Origin of the sequence: Streptococcus sanguinis (assembly GCF_019929145.1) — a bacterium.
Taxonomy (GTDB): Bacteria; Bacillota; Bacilli; order Lactobacillales; family Streptococcaceae; genus Streptococcus; species Streptococcus sanguinis_U.
This window is the reverse complement of record NZ_JAHZOW010000002.1, coordinates 59,838-85,546: the sequence shown is the minus strand read 5'-3', so window position 1 is coordinate 85,546 and position 25,709 is coordinate 59,838. Positions and strand designations below refer to the sequence as shown.

The following is a 25,709-nucleotide window of genomic DNA, read 5'->3' as shown; positions in this document are numbered from 1 at the left end:
TTTAGTCTAAACTGGGTTTTTATTGACAAAAATAAGATGTCGGATTATAATAAGTGCACTTACAAAATATCTAGAAGGAAAGCTAATGGAAAAATCGCAGTTTAACTCCATCTACAAGGATGAATATCAAAACTCAACCCGTCTGCTCTTTATCCGTGCCTACCACAAGTGGCATGGGCTGATAAAAAACAAACTGAGAACGATTGATTTGACCCATCCTCAGTTTGTCGTTCTGACCACTCTTGCTGCACTCCTGCGCCAGCAAGAATGGGTTAGTCAAACCGATATTGCCCAATTTTCTGACATGGATGTTATGACCGTATCCCAAATCATCCGCCTCTTGGTCAAGAAAGGTTTGATCATGCGGGAAGTCCATCCCAAGGACAGCCGCGCCAACATCATACTTCTAACGGATACGGGGCTGCAAAAGGTCAACCAAGCCCTCCCTCTAGTAGAAGGCATTGATCAGGCTTTCTTTGGAAAATTAGGAAATAATACAGAAATATTGAATCAACTCTTAATGGAACTGGAGGCAGAAAATGACTAGATTTTGGATTGGTGTCGTATCAAAAGAACATGTACTAAGAGGTGTAGAAGGTGGATTTTGCCAAGTTTGCCATGGAAAGAAAGCACCATTGAACCGAATGAAAAAGGGGGACTATCTTCTGTACTACAGTCCCAAGTATCAGCTGAATGGTCAGGAAAAGCTGCAGGCCTTTACAGCAGTTGGCAAGATTCTAGATGACACTGCCTACCAAGTAGAGATGTTTGAAGGTTTTGTCCCATTTCGGCGAGATGTCAGCTACTACCAGCCTGTCAAAGACTGTCCCATTGAGCAAGTTCGGCAGCATCCTCAGTGGCGCCAATATACTTCTCAGATAAGATACGGACATTTCGAAGTTTCGAAAGACTTCTTCCTTTATGTTTTTGAGCAAATGAAACTGGACAGCCCTGCAAATCAGTAGAAGCAGCTTCGTTTGACTTACACCTAAACCTTTGCTCACCTGTCATTAAATCTAAAGTTCCGATTCTCAAGGAAAATCGGAACTTTTTGATTTGAAGTGAAATTATCGATTTATCAAATCAGCATAAAAGCAAATAAACTACCCGTAATCACATTTACTAAAGCATGTATAATCCAGCTAGCTAAAATGGAGCCATCAGATTTCTTTTCATTGACAAAGCCCATATAAGCCGCGATGCCACCCGTACACAAAATGATGAGCAGGGTTTGCTGCCAAGAGAGCACTGTTATAGACATTAAGCCATGGAGCAGACCAAAAAGAGCAGCTTGTATGGTGTTGGCTACCACAAAGGATAAGCGACTAGCCAATCTCTTTAAAAGAAAACCTCTGAATAGCAGTTCTTCCGACAGAGCAGTTTGAAACAGACCATAAATCAGAATAGCTGGCAAGGCTTGGAAGCCTAGGCCTGAGAAATTCGAAGTCGCTGTATCCAGATTTTTTACAGCAGGATATACTAGCAAAAACGAAAGAAGCAAGAAAGATAGCGAACCCAACAAAATCCACAGCCAGATCTTCCGGCTGCCAGCATCTTTTAGTGGTTTTAAGCCAAGCCATTCTAAAAATGGACTTTTTCTTCTAGCACTTATCAACCACCAAACAAAAGGAAGAAAAGCAAACAAAACAATTTGAATCAGAGCATTCAGCATCTGTTGAACTAGATTTTCCATGATAAGAGACTCCTTTCTTTTCTTTAATATGATTATACAAGACAAACTTCAAGAATTTATAAAGTAATTCTAAAATATTTCTAAAGAATAAAAGAAATCATAAACATAAACAAATCAAGGATTATCGCCACTTCAACTTGTTTGCTATGCTCATCATTTTTGGACTAAATGATGTCAAAAAAATCTTTAAAGACCTATCTCAAAAATCTAAGAAAAGTTGCAGATAAAAATAAGGCGATGAGTTTAAAAAATAGAAAACTAACAATGAATTAAAGAAAGAAAAAAGTCCTAAAATTTTAGCACACAAAGTTAAATTTTCAGCCTATCTATCCTAGATGATTTTCTTTTTAGTCAAATTCTCCCAACTCCTGCTTATCCACTTCCTACCCCTAGGGGTCTCAATTTTGCAGGCTTAGTACCATGCCAAAAGCTGTTTTTCCCTTCTTGCCAACCCGCTTACATTTTGCTACAATGATGTCAAAAATCAGTAAGGAAAAATTATGCCACAACAACTCTTTAAAGAATTTGCCCAGCTAGATCAAGTGGAAGCTATTGTTCTCGGTGGCTCTCGTGCTGGACAGCATTTTGACAAAGACTCAGACTATGATGTTTATATCTACTTGACAGATTCTATCGCTCCCATGACCCGACGCGATATCCTCAGCAAGTACTGCTCCTACATGGAAATCGGCAATCAGTTTTGGGAACTAGAGGATGACTGTGTACTGAAGAGCAAGATCGAAATTGAGCTCATTTACCGTACACTGGACAGCTTCGATAAAGACCTGCAGACTGTCGTCCTAGACCACCAAGCCCAGAATGCCTATACTACCTGTATGTGGCACAATCTGCTCCACAGCAAAATCATCTACGACCGAAATGGTCGCTACGAGGCACTTCAGAACAAGTACAGACTACCTTATCCAGCTGAACTGAAAAAGAATATTATCAAGAAGCAGCTCCTCTTACTCGATCAAGCCATGCCAGCTTTCTCCAAACAAATAGAAAAAGCGCTCAAGCGTCAGGACCTGCTCAGCATCAATCACCGCAGCAGTGAATTTTTTGCTTCCTATTTTGACTTGCTCTTCGCCCTAAACGAACAGACGCACCCTGGAGAAAAGAGAATGCTGGAGTTTGCAAAAACCAACTGCTCGCTATTGCCTCGACACTTCGAAGAAAATATACAGACCTATTTTCAAAAACTCTACACAGATCCCGCTGAAGCCATAATCCTTATCAATCAGCTAGTGACGACCATCAAAGAAATCATTCCTCAAGAAATGATTGATGATTTTTAGTAATGTTGTAGAAAACTATACATTCATTGCTGCGGAAGCAAAAAAATTAGGAGTTTGAACACTAGTGTTCAAACTCCTTTTCATGCTTCTTATCAGCGATTCTTCGTATCCAAGATAATGGTTACTGGCCCATCATTGACTAGTTCTACCTGCATGTCTGCTCCAAAAATCCCCGTCCGAGTCGGCACCTCCTGCTGCAAGGCAAGATTGAAGGCATCATAAAAATTGCTGGCCATCTCTGGCGGAGCAGCCTTGACAAAGGCTGGCCGATTACCCTTTTTGGTATCTGCATGCAGAGTGAACTGGGAAATCGACAAAATTTCTCCGGCAATGTCCTTGATAGACAGGTTCATCTTACCCTCAGCATCGGAAAAAATCCGCATATTGACAATCTTTCTGACTGCATAATCCATATCCTCCTGACTATCGTCAAGGCCTACGCCGACTAAGAGCAGAAGACCTTGTCCAATACTGCTGTGCAGTTGCTGGTCAATGCTGACCTGAGCACGTTTCACGCGTTGAATCACTATTTTCATATCTTTTCCTTTGATTTAAGCAAGTCACCAAGGGTAACTTACAGCTCGATAATGATTTCCGAAAAGAATCAGCCATTGGTCCGCTTGACCGAGTAGACCTCTGGCACGCTTTTGATTTTATCCACCACCGTCGTCAGCATAGACAGATTAGCAATACCAAAAGAAACGTGGATATTAGCAAATTTCATATCCTTGGTCGGCTGGGCATTGACTGTTGAAATATTTTTGGTGGTATTGGACAGAACCTGCAACACATCGTTGAGGAGACCAGAGCGGTTGAGACCGTAAATATCAATATGTGCCGTGTACTCTTTGGTCGTGTTGTTGTCTTCCCATTCCACATCAATCAGTCGCTGCTCGTAATTTTCCTGGGCCTTGAGATTCATGCAGTCCTGCCGGTGAATGGCTACACCTCGTCCTTTGGTAATATAGCCAACAATATCATCACCCGGTACAGGGTTACAGCATTTGGCAATCCGGATAAGGAGACCAGAAGCCCCCTGAATGACTACACCGCCTTCATGCTTAACCTTGAGAGTGTCTTTTTTGTTTTCGACCTTGACTTCGCCGCCCTTGACCAATTCCTCCGCTTCTGCTCTGGCCTTGGCCCGTTCTTCCTCACGGCGCTCTTTTTCTGTCAAACGATTGAAAATACTAATGGCACCAATCTCACCGAAGCCAATCGCAGCAAAAAGCGCCTCTTCGGTCTTATAGCTAGTCTTTTGCAGCACTTCTTCCATGTGCTTCTTGTCCATGTACTTATTAGCTACATAGCCATGCTCCTGAAATTGAGCCTGCAAGAGTTCCCGCCCTTTGGAGATAGATAGCTCCTTGTCTTGATTTTTAAAGAACTGACGGATTTTATTTCTGGCCTTGCTGGTCTTGACAATATTGAGCCAGTCGCGGCTCGGTCCGAAGGAGTTAGCGTTGGTGATGATTTCCACCTGATCACCTGTCCTAAGCTTGGTTGTCAGGGGCACCATGCGGCCATTGACCTTGGCTCCCGTGGCTTTCTCTCCAACCTTAGTGTGGATCTCATAGGCAAAGTCAATGGGACCCGAGTCCTTAGGCAGAGAGCGCACTGCTCCATCCGGTGTGAAGACGTAGATTTCCTCAGCCAGATAGCTTTCCTTGACCGAGTCAACGAAATCCTTGGCATTGTTAGACTGGTCTTGCAGCTCCATCAGCTCCTTGATCCAGTTCATCCCGATAGCTGATTCTTTGCTGTCTACCTGTCCCTTGACCCCTTTCTTGTAAGCCCAGTGAGCCGCAACCCCATACTCAGCGACCTCATGCATTTCCTTGGTCCGAATCTGAAATTCAATCGGACCTTTGGGTCCATAAACGGTCGTATGGATAGACTGGTAACCATTGGCCTTGCGATTGGCAATATAATCCTTGAACCGTCCGGGCATAGGCCGCCAAAGTTCATGAATGTAGCCCAGCATGGCATAAACATCACTCTGAGTATCCAAGATACAGCGAATAGCAATCAGATCATAAATCTCATCAAAACGCTTCTTCTTGTCCTGCATCTTGCGATAGATCGAGTAGATATGCTTGGGCCGACCATAAATCTTACCATGCAGATTGCGCTCGCCAGCATAGGTCTCAATCTTCTGAACCACCCCTTCTACCAGTTCTTCACGCTCCCGACGCTTCTCCTTCATCATGTGGGAAATTTTGTAAAATTCCACTTCATTGAGATAACGGAAGGACAAATCTTCCAGCTCCCACTTGACACTGGAAATTCCCAGGCGATGAGCCAAGGGTGCGTAGATTTCCATTGTTTCTCGGGAAATCCGCTCCTGCTTATCCTTGCGCAGATGCTTCAGCGTCCGCATATTGTGGAGACGGTCTGCCAATTTGACCAAAATAACCCGAATATCCTCCGACATGGCCATCAGCATCTTACGGTGATTTTCTGCCAGCTGCTCCTCGTGGGATTTGTACTTGACCTTACCCAGCTTGGTAACTCCATCCACAATCACGCGCACATCAGTCCCAAACTCTCTTTCCAAATCATCCAGCGTCGCACGGGTATCCTCGACCACATCATGTAGAAAGCCGCAAGCAACCGTTACCGCGTCCAGCTTGAGCGTGGCCAAAATCCCTGCCACCTGAATAGGATGCACGATATAAGGCTCACCTGACCTGCGAAACTGCCCGCTGTGACAGTCAATCGCATAGATCAAAGCCTTCTGTATAAAGGCCACATCCTCCGCAGCCAGATATTTTCTAGTAAGGGCCAATACCTGATCGCCCGTCAAATTCACTTCTTTTGGCATCTCGTCTCTCCAATTCCTGCCTACTATTTTATCACTTTTAGCCCGATATGAAAACCTAGAAGACGGTTCATATAAAAACCCGCCTTAAACGGGCGGGCTGTGGTGAAATGTAACACTATCAGATGATATCTTTCTGTTAAAAAACGAAGAGGCTAATCTTTCTGTTTCAGTGATTCCTTATATCTCTGAGAATCATTACCGTACCATTCTTCAACAGAGTACCCTGATAGTTGTCGGTAATCTTCTAAGTATTTTTGAAGATAGTAACCTTGGAAATTGTCAACTGCTAAAGCATACCCAAAATAAATAAAGGGAAGAAAAAATAGTGGAATAATGGCCTTCCCGATTGAATTAATAATTCCATCTTGTTGGATAATATCAGAAATTGGAAAAACAATACGTAAAATAATTGATATTAAAATAATGAGTCCACCGTACTTTTTAGCAAACGAAACAAAGCGATTGATGAAATCAGCCGTTGGATTTGAATAATTTCGCTGTTTATACAAAATTTCAAGTGTATTTCTCTGGAAGCTTTGAAATAATCCAATAAAAAAGATGATGAAAAAGGAAGTATACAACACACTAGATAAAATTCCACCTAATATCATTCCTGCACCTGATATTCCTATTACTAAAAATTGCGTATAGAGGATTGTAATCATAAGATACATCCACTTATTGAAATAGTAGTAAGATAAAACTGACTGATTCTTTATTTTCCTCACATCATTTAAGTAGGAAAAAAGAATGATAAATCCTAAACCAAATACAATACCGTTTATTAAGCCTATATTCAATGAGAAAAACTGCAATTTTTTAGAACCAAGAGAAATACTTAGAAGAAAGAATAAAAATAGAAAAAATTGCATTGTAAAAAATCCCAAAATCTTTTTCCCATAACCTTTTTCATTAAAATCCTCTAGTGAAGTTTTGATATACTTGTCTGTTACTAGGTTCATACTTTCTTCTAGTGAAGCATTAAAAATCGTTTGTTTCAAAATTGTAAGTCTCCTTTTAATAAAATCATCTCAAATTTACTTTTTGAGGTGAAGAGCATTCTCATGGTCAAAGTTAATATTTAGTGTGAACTCGTGTTTCAGCCAATTAAGCATTTAACTATTTATGAATCATTCCCCTACCAAAGCTTGCAAACCTGCTGATTCATCCATACCTACTGAACTTAGTTGCTTACTTCCGCCATCTTTTTGAATTCCCATTTTCCCAACCATACTTATACTATCATTGATGATAATATCAAACATAATGCCTCCCATCGGATTATAACGAATGGTTGTATCATCTATTTTATAAGAGCGAATCTTCCCCTTATCCGTTAAAGCATTAGGATCGATTGCTTTTAATTCTTCCACAATCAATTTCTTTACTTCCTCACTGTGGACAATTCTTATCATCTCATTCTGGAATTCTTGATTTTTGTGCGCCATATACATTCCTCCTCCCAGACAAAGAGCTAAAAACAAACTGACAACCGATAAGATAATTTTATGCTTTTGCTTCATGAGATACTCCTACGACTATTATAATTTAGTATGTGGTATAGGTTTTGCAATTCCAATTAAAGCAAGAAATTGTCGCTATAACTAGAATAGTGAATCACTTGTCGTCACTTTCCAACAACGCCCGCAAACCCGCTGATTCACTCATACCAACCGTACGAATTTTCCCATTCTCACCATCCATTCGAAGACCAGTCTTCCCAACCATACTTATACTATCATTAATGATAATATGAAACATAATTCCTCCCATCGGATTATGCTTAATGGAGCTATCATCTATTTTATAAGAGTGAATCTTCCCTTTGTCTGTTAACGCATTTGGATCTTTTCTTTTTAAATCTTCTTCAATCAACTCCCTCACTTCCTCACTATGGACAATTCTGAACATTTCATTCTGGAATTCTTGGTTTTTGTGAGCTAGGTAGAGACCTACTCCTATGCAAGCAGCCACAAACAAGCTGATAACTGATAAGATAATTTTATGTTTTTTCTTCATGTATTCACCTCTAAAAAAAGAAATCTCTTTATGACTCTTTGGCCATCACTCCCCTAGCAACTTCTGAAGACCTTTTGACCTATCCATACCAACAGTTCGTATGTCCTCATTCTCTCCATATTTTCTAAGGCCTGTTGACCCAACAATATCAGGGTCATCATTAATGATAATATCAAACATAATGCCTCCCATTGGATTGTAACGAATGCTCTTATCATCTATTTTATAAGAACGAATTTTCCCCTTATCCGTTAAAGCATGAGAATCTAATTTTTTTAATTTCTTTTCTATTAGATTCTTCACTCCCTTACTATGAACAATTCTGAACATTTCATTTTGAAATTCTTGATTTTTATGAGCTAGGTAGAGGCCTCCTCCCAGCAATATCAATACACTTAGGCCAATAAGCCCCTTAATCCTATTTCTTCTCTTAGACATATAAACACTCCTCAATCTTTGTCAGTTTCATTATATAATATAAACTATTTTACCAAAAGCAAAAACCCGCCTTAAACGAGCGGGTTGTGGTGAAGAAAGTGATGAACTTCTTCCTTGATAAATTGACAATAAGCGTAGACAAGGTAGCAAGTAGATGCCACACCTAAAAGGGCGACAAATAACTCAAATAAGGCAGACATAGTCATGGCGAACCTCCTCTCCTTATCAGGCAAAGAATGCAGATACGCTTCTCAGCTTAGGCAGTCTGATTTTTTCCGTTTTATTTTCCTTTCCGACTTACCTAAGCGAGCTCACCACTATTATACCAAAATACAAAAACGGATACAATAGTGGTAAATCTTGGAGCATTCTGTTTTAGTTTATATTCTCATATTTGCAACTTATGAAGCTTCCAGTCAATTTTATTAAGTTTTAATTTATGATCTTCTCTTGATGAGAGCGCTTTAATATAGTATAATATAAGTCTGAAATTCATTTTAACAAAGGAGATATTATGTCCAAATCATCCCTTCAAAAAACGGTTGTGCTTTTAAGTACAGCAGCTCTTGCGGCAGCTGTAAATGCTGTTCAGGCTGATGAGAATACTCCAGCAGTAACTGCTAATCCTGCTGCAGTAGAAAGCAGCGCAGCAGAAGCAAAACCAACGGCTGCTGCAAGTCCTACTGAAGCTACTGCGACACCAGAGAGCACGGAGCCTAGCTCTGCTATTTCCCCAGAAAATGCCAGTGGAAATACTGATGCTTTGATGGCTATGGCTCGCAATGTAGCAGCTACTGAGGATACTAAGCCAGTGGAGGGACAGACTGTCGATCTTCGTATCTTGGCAACGACCGACCTCCATACCAACTTGGTCAACTACGACTACTATCAGGACAAGCCAGTTGAGACTCTGGGACTGGCTAAAACAGCCGTGCTGATCGAGAAGGCCAAGAAAGAAAATCCAAACGTCCTTTTGGTAGACAATGGCGATACCATTCAAGGAACGCCGCTTGGAACCTATAAGGCCATTGTTGATCCTGTGGAGAAGGGCGAACAGCATCCTATGTACGCTGCTCTGCAGGCTCTGGGCTTTGAAGCTGGTACGCTAGGGAACCATGAGTTCAACTACGGTCTGGACTATCTGAATCGCGTGATTGAGACAGCTGGCCTGCCTATTGTCAATGCCAATGTGCTGGATCCAGCGACTGGTAAATTCATCTATCAGCCTTACAAAATCATCGAAAAGACCTTTACGGATACTCAGGGACGCTTGACGACCGTCAAGATTGGTGTGACAGGGATTGTACCGCCACAGATCCTCAACTGGGATAAGGCGAACCTAGAAGGAAAAGTGGTCGTTCGCGATTCTGTTGAGGCTATTCGAGACATCATTCCTGAGATGCGTAAGGCAGGTGCAGACATCACTTTGGTGCTTTCTCACTCTGGTATCGGAGATGACAAGTATGAAAAAGGAGAGGAAAATGAAGGCTATCAAATCGCCAGCCTGCCAGGTGTGGATGCTGTCGTAACGGGCCACTCCCACGCAGAATTTCCAAGCGGTAATGGAACTGGCTTCTACGAAAAATATCCTGGCGTAGACGGTGTCAACGGTAAAATCAACGGTACTCCAGTAACCATGGCTGGAAAATACGGCGACCATCTGGGCGTCATTGACCTCAAGCTAAACTATACCGACGGCAAATGGAAAGTCACTGACAGCAAAGGCTCCATCCGCAAGGTAGATACCAAGTCTAATGTAGCCGATCAGCGCGTCATTGACATTGCCAAAGAATCCCACCAAGGGACTATCAACTATGTCCGCCAGCAAGTCGGTACTACGACTGCACCGATTACAAGCTACTTCTCTCTGGTCAAAGACGATCCATCTGTGCAAATCGTCAATAATGCTCAGCTTTGGTATGCTAAGCAAGAGCTGGCTGGCACGCCTGAAGCCAATCTTCCTATCCTGTCTGCAGCAGCTCCTTTCAAGGCAGGAACTCGTGGGGACGCAACGGCTTACACAGACATTCCAGCTGGTCCTATTGCCATCAAGAACGTAGCAGACCTCTATCTCTACGACAATGTGACTGCTATCCTCAAGGTCAACGGTTCCCAACTCAAAGAATGGTTGGAAATGTCAGCTGGACAATTCAATACCATTGACCCAAATAATAACCAACCGCAAAATCTGGTCAATACTGACTACCGGACTTATAACTTTGATGTTATCGACGGTGTTACCTATGAGTTTGACATTACCCAGCCTAATAAATACGACCGCGAAGGCAAACTGGCAAACCCAACTGCCAGTCGGGTCCGCAACCTGAAATACCAAGGTAAGGAGATTGACCCAAATCAGGAATTTATCGTCGTGACCAACAACTACCGGTCTAACGGTAACTTCCCTGGTGTTCGAGAAGCCAGCCTCAATCGTCTCCTCAATCTGGAAAACCGTCAAGCTATCATCAACTATATCTTGGCTGTCAAAAATATCAATCCAAGTGCAGATCAGAACTGGCATTTCGCTGATACCATCAAGGGACTGGACCTGCGCTTCCTGACAGCTGATAAGGCCAAGAACTTGATTGGTACTGACGGAGACATCGTCTATCTAGCGGCATCTGCCCAAGAAGGATTCGGCGAATACAAATTCGTCTACGTCGCACCGAAAACTGAACCGGTTCCTATTGAGCAACCAAGCTCTCCGACTATCGCAGTCGAAGCAGCCAACCTGCAGCATAGTAGAGTAGACTTCCCTGTCTTGACTGCTGTTGACCCTAGCACAAACAAGCAAGCGTCCCATAGACAGGCAGGAGCAGAAAGCCTCCCAGCAACCGGAGAAAAGACATCCTCGCTCGGACTCTTGGGACTTGTCATGACCGGACTTGCAGGAATCTTCGCCTTTAAAAAACGTGAAAGACAATAATGATTAAAAAATCAGCAGCCAAAATGGCTGCTGATTTTGCTTTTTAAAGACTGTCCTTGCTCAATTCCGACAAAACACTGACTGCTGTCAAGGCATAAAGCGGAGCGGTTTCAGCCCGCAGGATACGTGGACCTAGACCAGCGGAGACTGCCCCTGCTTGGCCAAAGGCTACTATTTCCTCTGGCGATAAACCGCCCTCCGGTCCGAAGATAAAGAGAACTTTTGCGCCGGCTGCTAAGTCTGACAGAGCACGAACTAGAGCTGCAGATTCTCCTTCTTTTGCCGATTCTTCATAGGCCACGACGATGGTATCAAAGTCTGCCAAGGTCGCCAGAAAGTCTGCCTTTTTATCAAAGAGCCGAACTTCTGGTATCAGATTGCGTTTGCTCTGCTCTGCTGCTCCCTGAGCAATTTTCTCTAGTTTTTCACTCTTTTTAGCCAGCTTTTTACCATCCCACTTGGCCACCGACCAGTCCGCTGGGAAAGCCCAGATAGCACTGGCTCCTAGCTCCGTTGCTTTTTGAGTGATAAATTCCAACTTATCGCCCTTTGGAAAGCCCGAAGCAATGGTCACTTGGACTGGCAGTTCGGTATTGTCCGCTAACTCCTCCACGATTTCCAAGCTCTGCTGACTGGGGTCCAACACCCGAGCCAGTCGTTTCACGCCATCATCAAAGACCAGTGTGACTTGATCGCCCTCTTTGAGCCGCATGACCGAAAACATATGTCTGGCCGTGTCCTTATCCGTGACAACCAGAGGAGACTGAGGATTTCCTTTTATAAAATACTGCTGCATCTAACCACCTATCACGCCTGAAATATCCTGCGTTTTCTTAAAGACACAGGCATTCCATTCGCCCTGAATCATATGCGTTTCCAGGAAAAAACCTGCTGCTTCTGCTGACTCGCGCACCATTTCCCACTTCTCAGAAATGATTCCACTCATAATCAGATAACCCTCGTCCTTGACCAAACGATAGGCATCCTCTGTCAGATGGATGAGAATATCGGCCAAGATATTGGCAACTATGACATCCGCCTTGATTTCTACACCTCGGAGAAGATCCCCCGGCGCCACATGGATGTTCTCCATACCAGGGTTGAGCTCAATATTTTCCTGCGCCACGCGCACAGCCACCTCGTCTAAATCATAGGCGTAGATGTCCTTGGCCCCCAAGAGTGAGCTAGCAATAGAGAGAACTCCGCTGCCTGTACCCACATCCAACACCGTTTCTCCACCCCGCAGGACCTGCTCCAGCGCAAAGAGGCTCATCTTGGTCGTCGGGTGAGTGCCCGTACCAAAGGCCATGCCAGGATCCAGCTTGATAATCTTCTCACCAGCTGTTGCCTCATACTTCGTCCAGGACGGTACAATTGTCAAGTCATGGGTGATCCGAGCCGGCTCAAAGTACTTCTTCCAGTTGTGCGCCCAATCTTCCTCAGCCAGTTCCTGCCGAGTCAGCTGAATATCTCCCGTCTCCAATCCGAAGCCATCCAGCTCAGCCAGGCGCTCATTGGCCTGGGCCGCAACAGCCTCTATATCCACAGAATCCGGATAGTAGCCCGTAACCCTGACCCATTCGCTCTGCTCAACTTCTGGAAAAAGCTCACCATATTGGTCAACCTGCCCCAGATAATCTGCGCTGTCATCGATAGCCACACCCTGACTGCCCAGCTCAATCAGAATATTCGAGGCCGCTTCCTCCGCCTCACGCTTCACTTCAATCGTTAATTCCTGCCAAGTGTCCATTTAAAATCTCCTTATTCATCAATTAGTTCTTCTAATTCTTTTAATGTTCTACCATTTTTATCTCTCCAGTCAGTCCGTCCATTTGTATTCATTCCTAGAACAAAAGCCGCTGCATAAGAGGGACTAGAAAAAAGTTGTTTTTCTTGTAAAATACCATCTCTAATTATATTTGCTTCGATTAACTCCTTACGCAGTTCTTGAAGACTAGCTGGTATCGCGGATGAGTCAATCACCTCCACATGACTTCCTTCCAAAACAACAAACCCTTCCGAAGTACGTTCACAGATTGCCTCAATAATTCTATTTGATTTCTTAGTTTTTCGCTTTAAGTACAAATAAGTTGAATGATCATTAGATAAATCCTGCACTGCTTTCTTTACCATAGGAACAAAAACTCGATATCCCAAAGTACCAACTATCATCAAGGTATTCTCTACAACTTCATCTAACTCAGACTGTTTTTCTTCAGTTACATTTCCAGAATTTGGTTCATTACTATTTTTTACAATAAAGCGGCCAGATTCTTTAGCTAGTTGAGTAAATTTATTTTCCAAATAACTAATTTCTGTAGGTCCAAAAGAGTTATTTTGTGTAGTTAAAATAATGACATCGTTAAAATAATCTGCATGAGTATCACGAGTATGTTCTTGAACTCGTAATAATACTCCTTCACCATTTTTTCGCGTAGTTGCTTGTCCAATGTATGTTGCATCTTTTTGCTTATCTTCATCGCGTCCAAATAAGAAATAAATTCCACTCTGCTTCATCTCATCACGTGACTTTAAGTCTGCTAATTGAATACGGGGAATTTTGTAAATCACTCCTGTCCAGTTTGACAAAGTACACTTGATTTTCCCAGTTACTTCTCCATCCATGAGAAACATATTGATATTTTTACTACGACCCACCATACACTTCCTCCAAATAATCGCTCAACCTATCCTGTAACTGCGGAATGACCTTGTCATCTACTAAAAACCGGCTCACATCCATCATCTGATAAGCCTGTCCCTCATCGCCAAAGGCGATACTGGCACATTCTTCCTGAGTGATGGTTCCCACCATAAAAATAGAGGTTTTGTCAGGATCAAGCATTCCTTGATATTCCTTAGCCCAGACAATATCCACTTCTTCGAGCTTCAAACCAAGTTCTTCAAAAACCTCTCTTTGGACGCATTCAAAAGGCGTCTCCTCACCCTCGCGGCCACCGCCCGGCAACTCCCACATATTGGGCCAAGGAATGGTTGAAATATCGTCTCGCAAGATAGTCAGTAGCTTATCATCACAGAGCAAGGCAATCTTGCAGCCAGAAAACTCCATCTGTTTGTGCAGCAAATCTAGTCCTTCTTCATCTGTCATCAGCGCCTCCTAATACCTCGGATAAGGATAAAAGTCTGTCTCAGTCAAATCTGCTCTGCCATTTTCAAAAGCCTCAGCATTCCAAGCTATCTCAAACTCTACTGCCTCTGGATTTGCTAAAAAGTCCATGAGTGCATCAAGGCCAGACTCAGCCGTTTGGGTTAGGAAATCCACGAAATAAGCTAGAAACTCCCGTGACAGCCCTTTCTTCGGCTCATAGGGTAGGGCTGCCAGATAGTCCTTTGCCTCAAAACGAGACTTGGTTGGATTATAGAAAAGCACGGCTTCCTCAAAGTAAATATCCTCAGCCGAGGCATTTCCCTCAGCATCAACCGTCTCAATCCCACCTGGATTTTGCACCTCAAGGAGAAAGGAAACCTCAACTGCGTGATTCTTCTTGTCCCAGTTTATCTCATAGTCAAAAGGAAAGCTCTTCCCCATTTCCTCGTCCAATATCTCCAAAAAACCGTACTTAGCCATGATTTCCTCTTTTCATTGTGATAAAATATTACTATCTACAATAGTAACACAAAAAGCCAAGAAAAACACTTGCAGAAAGGAAATCTTATGCCAGAAAACCTAGCCCTGCGCATGCGGCCTACTGACATTGATCAGATCATTGGCCAGCAGCATCTGGTCGGCCCCGGGAAAATCATCCGTCGCATGGTTGAAGCCAACCGCCTGTCCTCGATGATTCTCTACGGACCACCTGGTATCGGCAAAACCTCTATCGCCTCAGCTATTGCCGGAACAACAAAGTTCGCCTTTCGGACCTTTAACGCTACCGTAGATAGCAAGAAGCGTCTGCAAGAAGTCGCTGAAGAGGCTAAATTTTCCGGCGGACTGGTGCTCCTACTGGACGAGATTCACCGTTTGGATAAAACAAAACAAGACTTTCTACTGCCACTATTAGAAAGCGGTCTGGTCATCATGATTGGAGCGACGACGGAAAATCCTTTCTTTTCTGTCACCCCTGCCATCCGAAGCCGAGTTCAGATATTTGAGCTTGAGCCCCTCAGCAACGAAGACATCCGGACAGCCATTCAGCTAGCCTTGACGGATAAGGAACGAGGATTTGATTTCCCAGTGGAGCTAGACGATGAAGCTTTGGATTTCATTGCCATCTCTACCAACGGAGACCTGCGCTCCGCCTATAACTCGCTGGACCTAGCCGTACTCTCTACCCCAGAAGATGACAAGGGCATCCGCCACATTACGCTTGATGTCATGGAAAACAGCCTGCAAAAGAGCTACATCACCATGGATAAGGATGGAGACGGCCATTACGATGTCCTCTCTGCCCTACAGAAGTCCATCCGTGGCTCCGATGTCAATGCCAGTCTCCACTACGCAGCTCGCCTCGTTGAGGCAGGAGACTTGCCTAGCCTAGCTCGACGCTTGACCGTTATCGCTTATGAGGATATTGGTCTGGCAAATCCTGACGCTCAAGTCCATACCGTTACTGCTCTGGAAGCGGCACAACGGATCGGTTTTCCTGAAGCCCGTATCCTTATTGCCAATATTGTCATCGATCTGGCTCTATCGCCCAAGTCCAACTCAGCCTATCTGGCCATGGACAAGGCCTTAGCTGACTTACGAAAGAATGGAAATCTTCCCATTCCCCGCCACTTACGCGACGGACACTATGCCGGCAGCAAGGAATTGGGCAACGCACAGGACTATCTCTACCCTCACTCCTATCCTGGCAATTGGGTCAAGCAGGACTATCTGCCCGACAAGATAAAAGATGCCAATTACTTCACACCTAATGAGAATGGCAAATACGAGCGAGCCCTTGGGATGACTAAGGATAAGATTGATGACTTAAAAAAATGATGACATCGTTTGCAAAAAATCACATTTTTCTCTTGAATTTTTCAAAATTTATGGTATTATAATTATAGAAACGCTGTGGTGTACGACTTCACACTTAAGTGTTGACCGACTATTTTTTGTATTATTAGGGAAACAAAAGACTTCTAACAGCGTGCAAGCCGTGTCACGCGGAAGCAGCTTCAGTTAGAGCGAGTTGCCCACCTGCTTAATTGCGCGGGTTCAATACAAATCGTGAAGGTCCGGCACCAATACAGCTTTTTCTATTGCCTCCTTAGCTCAGCTGGCAGAGCAGCGGACTCTTAATCCGTGGGTCGCAGGTTCGATCCCTGCAGGGGGCATAGAAATAGATAAGAAAAAGCCTTGGTTTCAGGGCTTTTTTGTTTGTACTTTTATTGGTTATTCGAATCTTTCTCAATTTTAAAACGTATATCACAGCTTCCCTTCCTCTATCTCTTTTAAAAATCTTGTCATATAGTTCAAGTGTCCTTTATTTGTATGTACATTAGCATCTAGGTATTCCAAGCATTTCCTAGCTCTAGGAGTGACTGAATATAGAGCCTTTACCTTTTCCCTCATTTCTAATGCCTCTAATACCAGCTCTTCATCTTTCTTTGCTTCTTCTTGGGATTGCTTCAATTCTGATTGTTTTAGATCCTTTAATACCTTTACTTTTTCAGCAAGATCTGTTAAATTACTCAGCTTTTCTTCATATTCGCTTCTTATATTGTTTCCTTGTTGTTGTAGCCATTTTTTAATTCTTCATAGCTCTCATAAAGGTTCTTCCGTTTTAGCAGCTTCATTTCCTCTTCTCTTTGGAGCCGCTCCTCCTCTAATTTCCTTTCCTCTTCTAACTTATTTTTCCGTTCAATTTCCTCTTGTTCCCGCAACCGAGCAAGCCTATCCTCTTCTTTTTGTTTAGCAATTCTATTCCTCTTCTCAGCCTCCTGCTCCTCTTGCTTCGCCTCCTCTCTCCACTGTTTCAATTTTTCTTTGTAGCTTTCAATATCAAATATTTCATTGAGTTCTGGATGAAGATAATCATTTATGACATAAATGATACGCTCAATCTTATTATACGCCAACTGACGTTCCTCATTTTTTCTGCTTAAAGCCATTTTAAAAAGAATATAATCGTTCCATGGATTAAACTCATTTTCTTTATCCTCTTTAAAATAACCCTTACTATAAAAATCTTCCAGCATCTCTTCATCCATCACTTCACGAAGATCTTCAAACTTTAGATTCTTTTTTAATTTATAAGTTTTTTCTGCTCTCTTTATACTTTTAGTTAGTTCTTCATTTTCAAACTTCTCAATACAGGAAGAACCGATTGGAGAAAGCTCTATACCAGAGCCATCATTCCTAGTAATAGCAAATACTTTCTTGAGGCTTTTATGACCACATAAACAACTTTGTTTTCTATCAGCATCAATTTTTACAAGTTCTGCTTTTGTCCACTCCATTTTTGCCTCTTCCCAATTATCCGCAATACTCAGTTCAACAACTGTCTCTTTCAATAGTTCCTCTGACATTTTTATATCTCCTTATTCCAAATGTTGGTTCCTCAAATTGAGTGAATCTTTTCCTCAGATTTCTAGTACAAGTATAACAGAAAAGAAGATAATTGAAAACGCATACATATAATCCTCTAGATAATTTCCACAAAAAAATCCCCTTCCTTTAGATAAAAAGAAAGAAGGGGCATCGCATAGAAAAAACTACGAGAGAAGACTGAAGCAAAATATGTTTGACGAAAACCTGATAAAGATGGTTACACACCGAGCATATTCCTAAGGATGTCTTATAATTTTATTGATTTAGGAATTAAGAAAGATTATATATATCAAGTTTTGATGTACTTCACGATTGCACATCAAAGCGGCCTTCCCCGTAGTTCTGAGCAACTAATTTGTTCTAGGAAACATCTTAGTTGCTTTTTATTTTAAAACAACTATATTACGGAACATCACAGTCTTGATTAACAAAAGGATACAAGATAGTGACTGATTGTAAAAAAGCATTTTTTGCTTTCTAAAAAATGGCTATAGCTAATCCGAGTTTGGAGTAAAAAATCTCTGTCCCTTAAGGGAACAGAGATAAAATTTATTTCTTCTTCGCACGGAAGACAATGAAGCCTACCAAGCCTACTAGAGCTACTCCAGCAGCAATCATGATCCAGCTAGCATTCTCACCCGCTTTAGGGAGAACTTTCTTGGTTCCAACATTAGAGGCATTTCCTCCGCCAGTACCATTGTCTGATTCGATGATCACAACAGTGCTTCCTGTAGTGCTGCTTGAGCTAGAAGTCGTGCTACTGCTACTTGAGCTAGAGCTAGAACTACTACTGCTGCTCTTAGAGCTATTGTCCGAGCTAGGTTTCGGCGGTTGCGGAACTCCCGGAACTGGTGTATTGGTAATGTTCATACCATCAACAGTAGCTGTATAACCATAAACACGGTCTTCAGTAACTGAGTAGACAATATCTTTTCCATCTTCACCAGTCGCTGGCAAGTCAGTGAACTCATACTTCCACTCACCCTTATCATTCGGACCAACTTCTTTATGATCGACTTCAACGCCATTTGCATAGAGACGAACGGTAATCTTGTCTGGGCGTTTACCATCTTTATCGTTATCATCATTCCAAGTCTTGGTACCTGAAGCAGTAATCAATGCCTTACGGTTGGTAAAGTCTTTGTAAATAATACCAGAGCCATAATTCTTGAGCTGAGCGGCATTGACCTGAATCTCTTCATCTGACAGTTGGTAACCTTCTGGTGCCTTGGTTTCCTTAATCAGATAATGCTCCTTAATCAAGTTGCTGAAAGAAGCAATTCCATTAGCATCACTAGTTGCTTTTTGAACAATTGTCACACCATCTTCATCGTACAATGTGAATTCAGCACCTGCCAAGGCTTTACCAGCTTCGTCTTTTTTAGTCACCTGCACACCGTAGACATCCCCATGTGCATAGCCGTTTGCACGTTGGTAGCGGACAGCAACTGATGATTTTTGCTCTTCAATATTATCTGCTCGCATGATTGCTTCGTTCGGGAAGAGTGTTCCATCAGTCGGAACTGTAGGGAAGTTAACACGGTAGCGAACATAGAATCCTTCGTTGGCACCGATATGCCCCATGTTAATGGTAAAGGAACGCTTGTCAGCAGCAAGATTAATCGTATAATTTGCTGTCACATCCTCGCGTTGCTGGCTTAGTCGGTAAGAGTTATCAGCCGGGTCAACAACCCATGAGCCTTTAAGAATTTGGAAGCTGTTGAGATCAATTTCTCCGGTATTAAAGCCCAGAGTATCTGAAATAACAACATTATCCAGTTCTTGATTTTGTTGGTTGATATTCAGGCTGTAAGTAATGCTCTTGATATTATCCGCATTATTCCAGCCGTATTTTATGAAAGTATAAGGAGTTGCTTGGCCAGGAAGACCTTTGTAGTCAATTTTCCCATATTCAACAATCTTCTTGCCAACGATAAGTTTCAGAGGAATAGAGCCTTTATCTCTTGCTACTGTATGATCAACGCGAGCTAAGAGATGAACTTTCCCTTCAATATGAGAGCGAGTCAGGACATAGTCTGTATAAGTCAGTGTAAGCTGTTTAGAGCTTGCATCAACCACAGCTGTCGCTACGAGATTGCCGTCATCATCTTTGACTTCAAAATCAGCTCCCTCCAAGGCAAATTCAGCAGGAAGTCCAATGGTCGTAGTATCTCCTGGCTGAACCTTGCCATAATTAAAGGCAAAGTTTGCGTCAATTTGGAATTTTTCCCAAGGGGAAAGGCCGTCAGTCAGTTCTTCACCCTTTTGATTGTAAACATTTACTGAGGTGATAACATCGTCTACCGTGTTGGCTCTGGCAGATTGACTGCTAGAAAACAAGCTAAAGAGGAGCACAAAGGCTACTGAGAAAAAGCGCGCAATAGTCTGAGATATTCTTTTCATAAATAATCCCTCCGTTTTTTTCCTTTTTTCCTTTTTATTGAACATGTAAAAATATTAAAATTCCTTTACATTTCCAATATACTACATATATTAGACTAGCATACGATTGACTATAAGTCAACTATTTACCTTTACCAGTTCAGCTTTTGTCGACAATGTGTAAACCAGTTTATTTCTCCAAAAACCTTGTCATATAAGAATTGAAAACCATTTCCTCCGTCATCTCCTTGTATTTTCTTGAAACAAAAATGTAATATTTGGCCGCATAATAAATGAACAAATATGAATTATATGACCATAAATATTCATATATATAAATTTGTTTTTAAAAGCAAGCATAATTATTAATGCTTGCTACATAACTAGTCACAATAAAAAAACTGAACAAAGCTGCTCAGTTTTCTAATTGATAAATGTAAGACAAAGATTATACCTAATTTATACGAATATATAATCCCGTTATTTTTCTACATCATTCCGCCCATCATGCCTGGATCCATAGCTGGAGCTGGGCTTGCTGGTTCTGGTTGATTAGCCACAACTGCTTCGGTTGTCAAGATAAGACTGGCAACAGAAGCGGCATTTTGCAAGGCTGAACGAGTCACCTTAACTGGGTCAATGATTCCAGCCTCAATCATGTTAACCCATTCGCCAGTCGCGGCATTAAAACCTGTACCAACTTCAGAGTTTTTCAGACGGTCAATGACGATTGAACCTTCAAAGCCTGCATTCAGAGCGATTTGACGGACAGGCTCTTCCAAGGCGCGAAGAACGATGTTACGTCCAGTCCCTTCATCCCCTGCCAACTCAAGACCTGCGACAGCGTCCAGTACGTTGATATAGGCCGTACCACCACCTGAGACGATTCCTTCTTCTACCGCTGCACGGGTTGCGTTAAGGGCATCTTCGATGCGGAGTTTCATTTCTTTGAGTTCTGTTTCTGTGGCAGCTCCAACCTTAATCACAGCTACACCACCGGACAATTTAGCCAGACGTTCTTGCAGTTTTTCACGGTCAAATTCAGAAGTGCTGCTTTCAATTTGCGACTTAATGACTGCCACACGGTTAGCAATGGCTTCAGGATTGCCTGAACCTTCTACAATCACAGTGCTGTCCTTATCAACAGTGACTTTAGAAGCTTGTCCAAGCGCTTCAATTGTAGCATCTTTGAGCTCTAGACCAAGATCATCTGTAATCACTGTACCGCCTGTCAAAATAGCGATATCTTCCAACATAGCCTTACGACGATCACCAAAGCCTGGTGCCTTGACAGCTACGACATTAAAGGTTCCGCGAATCTTGTTAAGAACCAATGTTGGCAGAGCTTCACCATCCACATCATCCGCAACAATCAAAAGCGGACGATTGGTTTTCAAGATATTTTCCAATAAAGGAAGAATCTCTTGAATGTTAGAAATTTTCTTGTCAGTAATCAAGATGTAAGGATTGTCCAGTTCGGCTACCATTTTTTCATTGTCGGTTACCATATATTGAGACAAGTAGCCACGGTCAAACTGCATTCCCTCAACTACATCCAGCTCAGTTTCCATTCCTTTGGACTCTTCAATGGTAATAACGCCATCATTGCCAACTTTTTCCATAGCTTCAGAGATGTACTCGCCGACTTTCTCGCTGCGAGAAGAAACGGCAGCAACCTGAGCAATAGCTTCCTTGTTGGAAACTGGTACTGAGTTAGATTTCAGAGCTTCAACAGCTGTCGCAACGGCTGCTTCAATCCCACGGCGGATACCAATTGGATTAGCACCAGCTGTAACATTTTTAATCCCTTCGCGGACGATAGCCTGTGTCAAAACAGTTGCTGTTGTTGTTCCGTCACCAGCGATATCGTTGGTCTTTGAAGCAACTTCTGACACCAGCTTAGCGCCCATATTTTCAAAATGGTCTTCTAATTCGATTTCCTTGGCAATGGTCACACCGTCATTGGTGATCAGAGGTGAGCCAAAGGATTTTTCCAAAACGACATTGCGGCCTTTAGGACCCAAAGTCACCTTGACAGTATTTGCCAAGATGTCAACTCCACGAACCATGCTGCTTCTTGCATCTGCTGAAAATTTAATATCTTTTGCCATTTTATTATTCCTCTCTTCTAATCTTACTCGACAACTGCTAGAATATTGGCTTCACTGACTAAGAGATAAGCTTCATCTCCGTCCTTGACTTCCACGCCTGCGTGATTTTCTACGAGAACCTTGTCCCCTTCCTTAACGCTCAGGGCTACCAGCTCACCGTTCAAAGTACGAATACCTTGTCCGACTGCTACAACTTCAGCTGTCTTAGTCGCTGCTTGGCCGTTGCCTGCAATAACAAATCCGCCAACTTTCTGCTCTTTTTCTTCTACTTTCAAGACCACACGGTCTCCTAATGGTTTTAACATAGTTTTCCTCCAAAGATTGAATTTTTAGCACTCTAAACTATCGAGTGCTAATCTATAGTTATTATTTTATCACTTGGTCAGAAATAGTCAAGAAAAAAACCGGCTAGATGAAAGAAAAATTTTATTTTTTTGATTTACTTGCTCCCAAAGTCAAAGAAAAACAAGTCCGAGCTAAAATTCTCTCAGACTTGTCTTTAGGGGGAATGTTTATCTTGCAAGTTTTAGTTTTGCTTCAAAATCATCAATCACTTTTTGCAGATTTAGGCGTCCTCTATAGATACCATAGCCAAACAAAAGCATGGCTAAGATTCCTAGTAGAGCTAGGACGATTCCTGCAATCAGTGCTAGGAGATTGGTCTCATGAAAGAGATAAATCAGAACAAGACCGATGCTGGCAATGGCAAAGAAGAGACTGAACCAGCGTCCTAGATTTTCAATCATATGCTTCTGGTAGTGAATTTCTGTTTCATAGCCTTGAATCAATTCTTGTTCTGTCATAATTTTCTCCTTTTAATATTTCAATCCTGGGTTGAAGAAACCAACTAATACACCAACAAAAGCAACTACAACGAGGATGAGCATAACTTTGATTGGAGAAAAGTTTTTCTTCGCCATCAGCCACCAACAGAAGACGATAAAGAGTGCTGTCAAGAGACCAGGGTATACACCATCTAACTGATCTTGCATGACCAAAAATGCTTTACCAGATGAATCTTTCAATTGGAAAGCCGTTTTTACTGGAACCCAAGTAGCAGCAACTGCTCCGATAACCATACCACCAACAATAGATACTGATTTACGGATAGCCTGTCCTTGAGGACCTACCAAAAATTCAACAGCCTTATCACCTAATTCATAACCTTTGAAATAGGCGAATTTCATACCTGCATAGGCAAGTAAATTCCATACTACAATGTAGAAGATTGCACCTAGAGGTGAACCGCCATTAGAGAGTCCTAGGGCAATCCCTAGAATAATCGGAATCAAGGTACCAACAATAAGGGAATCCCCAATACCTGCAACCGGTCCCATAAGACCAGCCCGCAGTCCATTTATAGTTTCATCATCAACTCCATCAGCACCATTGGCACGTGCTTCTTCAAGACCAGCTGTAATCCCAACAATCAAAGCTCCCAGCTGAGGTTCTGTATTAAAGAAAGCAGTATATGTTTGCATAGCCTTTGCCTGCTCTTCTTTATCCTTATAAAGCTCCTCCACCACTGGCAACATAGAAGCTAAATAACCAAAGGTCTGCATGTGTTCTTGTGAAAAACAGGTTAGATTCCCATAGTACCAATGATGGAAAGATTTGCCTAAAGTTTTTCTTGTTAATTTCACCATTTTAAATATCCTCCTCATCATCGTCTTCAACAAAATCTGCATTTGTTACCGCAGTAGCTTGCGCTCTTATATTTTTAGCCATTTGAATTTCATAAAACAGAACAGCGAAAATCAGAGAAACAACAGCACAGGAAACAAGATTCAGACCCAGAGAAGCTGCCAATGTAAAACCGACAAAGAAAGGAATGAAATCAACAGCTTTTTCAACAATTTGTTTTAAAAGGATAGCGATTCCGACACATGGAAGCAATGAACCAACTGTAAAGAGAGTTTTCATAGGAATTCCATCCAACGGTAGGGCTGATTTCAAAGTTGTTACAGCCTCAGCACCTAGTTTACACATGATGAGTGTAGGCAGGAATGAAAAAACCAAGTGTGAAATCCAAGGGAAACCCCAATCGACTACATATAGCTTTTTAAAATCCTTTTTTTCTACTGCTTTCCAACCAATATGCTGCCAAAGCAGATTCATAGTTGCTGTACCATAGAAGAGTACTGTCCCAACTGTTCCTACCAGAGTTCCCATTGATTTTGCAAGGTTTGCTGCATCAGCAGAATCTAAAGTTAAACCTTGTGTCTTAATGGCAACCATAGCGAGTGGAATCCCGATGTAAGAAACAGCTCGCACATCAGCAGAGACAGTACCACCAGGAGTGACCAAAGCGATGTAAACCAATTGCATAGCAACTCCACAAACAATACCGAGCTTAATATCACCTAAGATAAGACCAGATATTAAACCTCCAACTAAGGGACGTCCTAATGTATAGTTACCAATAGATGTACCACCCAAACCAGGCATAGATGACAGACATGCAAATAATCCCAGTAAAGCGGCTTGCAGCCAAGAAATTGTCATAATAGACTCTCCTTTTCATTATTGTAATTAAAAACCAAATTTAGACTTGAAATCGCTCCAGTAACCGATGGAAACATCTGGTAAGAGCTGGAATTTGACTTTGTAGCCAGCTTTTTCGATCGCCTCAATCGCTTCTGCTTCTTCCTGAGTGATGGACTGGTTGTTGCCCAGTTTAACAGCTCCCGGACGGTCATTAGCAGGACCGATGATGATTTCCTTAACATCCCCAGGTACAAAACCTTGGTCCACTAGGATTTCCTTCATGTCTACAGGATTTTTCGTAATGAGGAAATAGCGGCTGTCTGACTCTGTAACCTTGCCTGATTTTTCCTTGAAGGCTTCCTTGGTCCAAACAAAAGTCTTCTTGTCAGAAGCTCCCTTGTAGGCCTGAATCAAAACCTTGTTTCCTGCTGCAGCATTATTAACTGCAATCAAGCCATCACAAGGGTATTCCTTAGCCCAGCGAGTGACTGTTTGACCGTGGATCATGCGGTCGTCAATCCGTACAAATGATACTGTCATCTTTAAAATCTCCTTTTATCTTTTATAATGTATGGCTGAAGCACTAAATGTCGTCTTCATCTTCGTCAGCTGCATCACTTACGACTTCAAATTCCTGCAAAGCAGCTGTAGCCTCGGAAAGGATAGCCTGAGCCAGCTCTTTTCCGTCTAAGATGTCTTTCATAACCAAGCCAGTCAGTCCCATGGTCAGGTTCAAACCGCCCAAGATAACTGCTGAGTCGAGCTTATCCATGTCAGCTAAGACGCTAGCTGCTGTCGTCAGAGGACTGCCTCCTACAATATCAGCCAGAACTAAGACACTGTCATCAGAGCTTAAGCCAGCCAAGGCCTGAGTAAAATCAACTGCAAAATCATCAACTGACTTGCCTTCCTGAAGACCGACCGCAATCACCTGATCCGTCTTGTCTCCGGCAAACATCTTCAAGGAACTCTGCACGCCTGCAGCCAGTCCCCCATGGCTGACCAGTACAAGGTATTTCATCTTTCCTGCCT

27 protein-coding genes and 1 tRNA gene are annotated in these 25,709 nt (G+C 42.4%); 6 read left to right on the top strand and 22 right to left on the bottom strand.

Annotated elements, in window-relative coordinates; genetic code table 11:
- The first annotated feature begins 85 nt into the window (after positions 1-85).
- A complete protein-coding gene (locus tag K1I94_RS06190) occupies positions 86-547 on the top strand; it encodes a MarR family winged helix-turn-helix transcriptional regulator (RefSeq protein ID WP_223314764.1) in 462 nt (153 codons plus the stop codon).
- On the top strand, positions 540-965 hold the full coding sequence (locus tag K1I94_RS06185; protein WP_223314763.1) for an EVE domain-containing protein: 426 nt from the start codon (positions 540-542) through the stop codon (positions 963-965). The genes K1I94_RS06190 and K1I94_RS06185 overlap by 8 nt, the downstream gene beginning before the upstream one ends.
- A gap of 113 nt (positions 966-1,078) precedes the next feature.
- Here the strand turns inward: K1I94_RS06185 and K1I94_RS06180 are convergent, their stop codons facing one another.
- Complete coding sequence (locus K1I94_RS06180) at positions 1,079-1,693, bottom strand: CPBP family intramembrane glutamic endopeptidase (RefSeq protein ID WP_223314762.1); 615 nt, start codon at positions 1,691-1,693, stop codon at positions 1,079-1,081.
- A 500-nt stretch (positions 1,694-2,193) separates the two neighbouring features.
- Between K1I94_RS06180 and K1I94_RS06175 the strand changes: the two genes are divergently transcribed.
- Complete coding sequence (locus K1I94_RS06175; RefSeq protein WP_223314761.1) at positions 2,194-2,991, top strand: DUF4037 domain-containing protein; 798 nt, start codon at positions 2,194-2,196, stop codon at positions 2,989-2,991.
- Positions 2,992-3,083: 92 nt separating this feature from the next.
- On the opposite strand, the gene dtd is transcribed toward K1I94_RS06175, so the two are convergent.
- The 7 genes from dtd to K1I94_RS11355 all read right to left on the bottom strand — a co-directional run bounded on the left by dtd (position 3,084) and on the right by K1I94_RS11355 (position 8,472).
- Positions 3,084-3,527 carry a D-aminoacyl-tRNA deacylase gene (gene dtd / locus K1I94_RS06170; RefSeq protein ID WP_223314760.1) on the bottom strand — a complete coding sequence of 148 codons (444 nt, stop codon included), beginning with the start codon at positions 3,525-3,527 and terminating at the stop codon, positions 3,084-3,086.
- Between the two features lie 68 nt (positions 3,528-3,595).
- Positions 3,596-5,815, bottom strand: coding sequence for a RelA/SpoT family protein (locus tag K1I94_RS06165; RefSeq protein ID WP_223314759.1), 2,220 nt, complete (start codon positions 5,813-5,815; stop codon positions 3,596-3,598).
- Between the two features lie 152 nt (positions 5,816-5,967).
- Positions 5,968-6,816, bottom strand: a complete 849-nt coding sequence (locus K1I94_RS06160) for a hypothetical protein (RefSeq protein ID WP_125402165.1) — start codon at positions 6,814-6,816, stop codon at positions 5,968-5,970.
- A gap of 129 nt (positions 6,817-6,945) precedes the next feature.
- Positions 6,946-7,338: a DUF1310 family protein gene (locus K1I94_RS06155; protein ID WP_125402163.1), complete on the bottom strand. Its 393-nt coding sequence runs from the start codon at positions 7,336-7,338 to the stop codon at positions 6,946-6,948.
- 94 nt (positions 7,339-7,432) lie between these two features.
- Positions 7,433-7,834 (bottom strand): DUF1310 family protein, encoded by a 402-nt coding sequence (locus K1I94_RS06150; RefSeq protein ID WP_223314758.1) that lies wholly within the window; start codon positions 7,832-7,834, stop codon positions 7,433-7,435.
- A gap of 45 nt (positions 7,835-7,879) precedes the next feature.
- The gene (locus K1I94_RS06145; protein WP_223314757.1) at positions 7,880-8,272 is read right to left on the bottom strand and encodes a DUF1310 family protein; all 393 of its coding nucleotides are present in this window, start codon (positions 8,270-8,272) and stop codon (positions 7,880-7,882) included.
- 71 nt (positions 8,273-8,343) lie between these two features.
- Positions 8,344-8,472 (bottom strand): hypothetical protein, encoded by a 129-nt coding sequence (locus K1I94_RS11355; protein ID WP_260467942.1) that lies wholly within the window; start codon positions 8,470-8,472, stop codon positions 8,344-8,346.
- A gap of 314 nt (positions 8,473-8,786) precedes the next feature.
- On the opposite strand from K1I94_RS11355, the gene K1I94_RS06140 reads away from it, so the two are divergent.
- Complete coding sequence (locus tag K1I94_RS06140; protein ID WP_223314756.1) at positions 8,787-11,198, top strand: bifunctional 2',3'-cyclic-nucleotide 2'-phosphodiesterase/3'-nucleotidase; 2,412 nt, start codon at positions 8,787-8,789, stop codon at positions 11,196-11,198.
- A gap of 43 nt (positions 11,199-11,241) precedes the next feature.
- Here K1I94_RS06140 and K1I94_RS06135 read toward each other — a convergent pair whose 3' ends face one another.
- The 5 genes from K1I94_RS06135 to K1I94_RS06115 are packed head-to-tail and all read right to left on the bottom strand — an operon-like array spanning position 11,242 to position 14,787.
- A complete protein-coding gene (locus K1I94_RS06135) occupies positions 11,242-11,994 on the bottom strand; it encodes a 16S rRNA (uracil(1498)-N(3))-methyltransferase (protein WP_223314755.1) in 753 nt (250 codons plus the stop codon).
- Entirely contained in the window at positions 11,995-12,948 is a 954-nt protein-coding gene (prmA, locus tag K1I94_RS06130; RefSeq protein ID WP_223314754.1) for a 50S ribosomal protein L11 methyltransferase, read from the bottom strand.
- Positions 12,949-12,959: 11 nt separating this feature from the next.
- A complete protein-coding gene (locus K1I94_RS06125; protein WP_125347178.1) occupies positions 12,960-13,859 on the bottom strand; it encodes a GIY-YIG nuclease family protein in 900 nt (299 codons plus the stop codon).
- The gene (locus K1I94_RS06120; RefSeq protein ID WP_223314753.1) at positions 13,846-14,307 is read right to left on the bottom strand and encodes an NUDIX hydrolase; all 462 of its coding nucleotides are present in this window, start codon (positions 14,305-14,307) and stop codon (positions 13,846-13,848) included. Before K1I94_RS06120 ends, K1I94_RS06125 begins: the two co-directional genes overlap by 14 nt.
- A 9-nt stretch (positions 14,308-14,316) precedes the next feature.
- Entirely contained in the window at positions 14,317-14,787 is a 471-nt protein-coding gene (locus K1I94_RS06115; RefSeq protein ID WP_223314752.1) for a DUF3013 family protein, read from the bottom strand.
- Between the two features lie 87 nt (positions 14,788-14,874).
- Between K1I94_RS06115 and K1I94_RS06110 the strand changes: the two genes are divergently transcribed.
- Both K1I94_RS06110 and K1I94_RS06100 read left to right on the top strand, forming a co-directional pair.
- Positions 14,875-16,143: a replication-associated recombination protein A gene (locus K1I94_RS06110; RefSeq protein ID WP_223314751.1), complete on the top strand. Its 1,269-nt coding sequence runs from the start codon at positions 14,875-14,877 to the stop codon at positions 16,141-16,143.
- A 265-nt stretch (positions 16,144-16,408) separates the two neighbouring features.
- A tRNA-Lys gene (locus K1I94_RS06100) sits at positions 16,409-16,481 on the top strand.
- Positions 16,482-16,862: 381 nt separating this feature from the next.
- Here the strand turns inward: K1I94_RS06100 and K1I94_RS06095 are convergent.
- The 9 genes from K1I94_RS06095 to K1I94_RS06055 all read right to left on the bottom strand — a co-directional run bounded on the left by K1I94_RS06095 (position 16,863) and on the right by K1I94_RS06055 (position 25,698).
- Positions 16,863-17,675: a hypothetical protein gene (locus tag K1I94_RS06095; RefSeq protein WP_223314750.1), complete on the bottom strand. Its 813-nt coding sequence runs from the start codon at positions 17,673-17,675 to the stop codon at positions 16,863-16,865.
- Positions 17,676-18,246: 571 nt separating this feature from the next.
- Positions 18,247-20,100 (bottom strand): Cna B-type domain-containing protein, encoded by a 1,854-nt coding sequence (locus K1I94_RS06090; protein ID WP_223314749.1) that lies wholly within the window; start codon positions 20,098-20,100, stop codon positions 18,247-18,249.
- A 467-nt stretch (positions 20,101-20,567) separates the two neighbouring features.
- Positions 20,568-22,190, bottom strand: a complete 1,623-nt coding sequence (gene groL, locus K1I94_RS06085; RefSeq protein ID WP_002914472.1) for a chaperonin GroEL — start codon at positions 22,188-22,190, stop codon at positions 20,568-20,570.
- A 23-nt stretch (positions 22,191-22,213) separates the two neighbouring features.
- Positions 22,214-22,495, bottom strand: a complete 282-nt coding sequence (groES, locus tag K1I94_RS06080; protein WP_002898579.1) for a co-chaperone GroES — start codon at positions 22,493-22,495, stop codon at positions 22,214-22,216.
- Positions 22,496-22,702: 207 nt separating this feature from the next.
- Entirely contained in the window at positions 22,703-22,993 is a 291-nt protein-coding gene (locus K1I94_RS06075; RefSeq protein ID WP_002901670.1) for a hypothetical protein, read from the bottom strand.
- A 12-nt stretch (positions 22,994-23,005) separates the two neighbouring features.
- Positions 23,006-23,836 (bottom strand): PTS system mannose/fructose/sorbose family transporter subunit IID, encoded by an 831-nt coding sequence (locus K1I94_RS06070; RefSeq protein ID WP_002923061.1) that lies wholly within the window; start codon positions 23,834-23,836, stop codon positions 23,006-23,008.
- Between the two features lies 1 nt (position 23,837).
- Positions 23,838-24,695: a PTS mannose/fructose/sorbose/N-acetylgalactosamine transporter subunit IIC gene (locus K1I94_RS06065; protein WP_101771836.1), complete on the bottom strand. Its 858-nt coding sequence runs from the start codon at positions 24,693-24,695 to the stop codon at positions 23,838-23,840.
- A gap of 27 nt (positions 24,696-24,722) precedes the next feature.
- Positions 24,723-25,217 carry a PTS system mannose/fructose/N-acetylgalactosamine-transporter subunit IIB gene (locus K1I94_RS06060; RefSeq protein ID WP_126435978.1) on the bottom strand — a complete coding sequence of 165 codons (495 nt, stop codon included), beginning with the start codon at positions 25,215-25,217 and terminating at the stop codon, positions 24,723-24,725.
- A 43-nt stretch (positions 25,218-25,260) separates the two neighbouring features.
- Positions 25,261-25,698, bottom strand: coding sequence for a PTS sugar transporter subunit IIA (locus tag K1I94_RS06055; protein WP_223314748.1), 438 nt, complete (start codon positions 25,696-25,698; stop codon positions 25,261-25,263).
- Positions 25,699-25,709 lie beyond the last annotated feature (11 nt).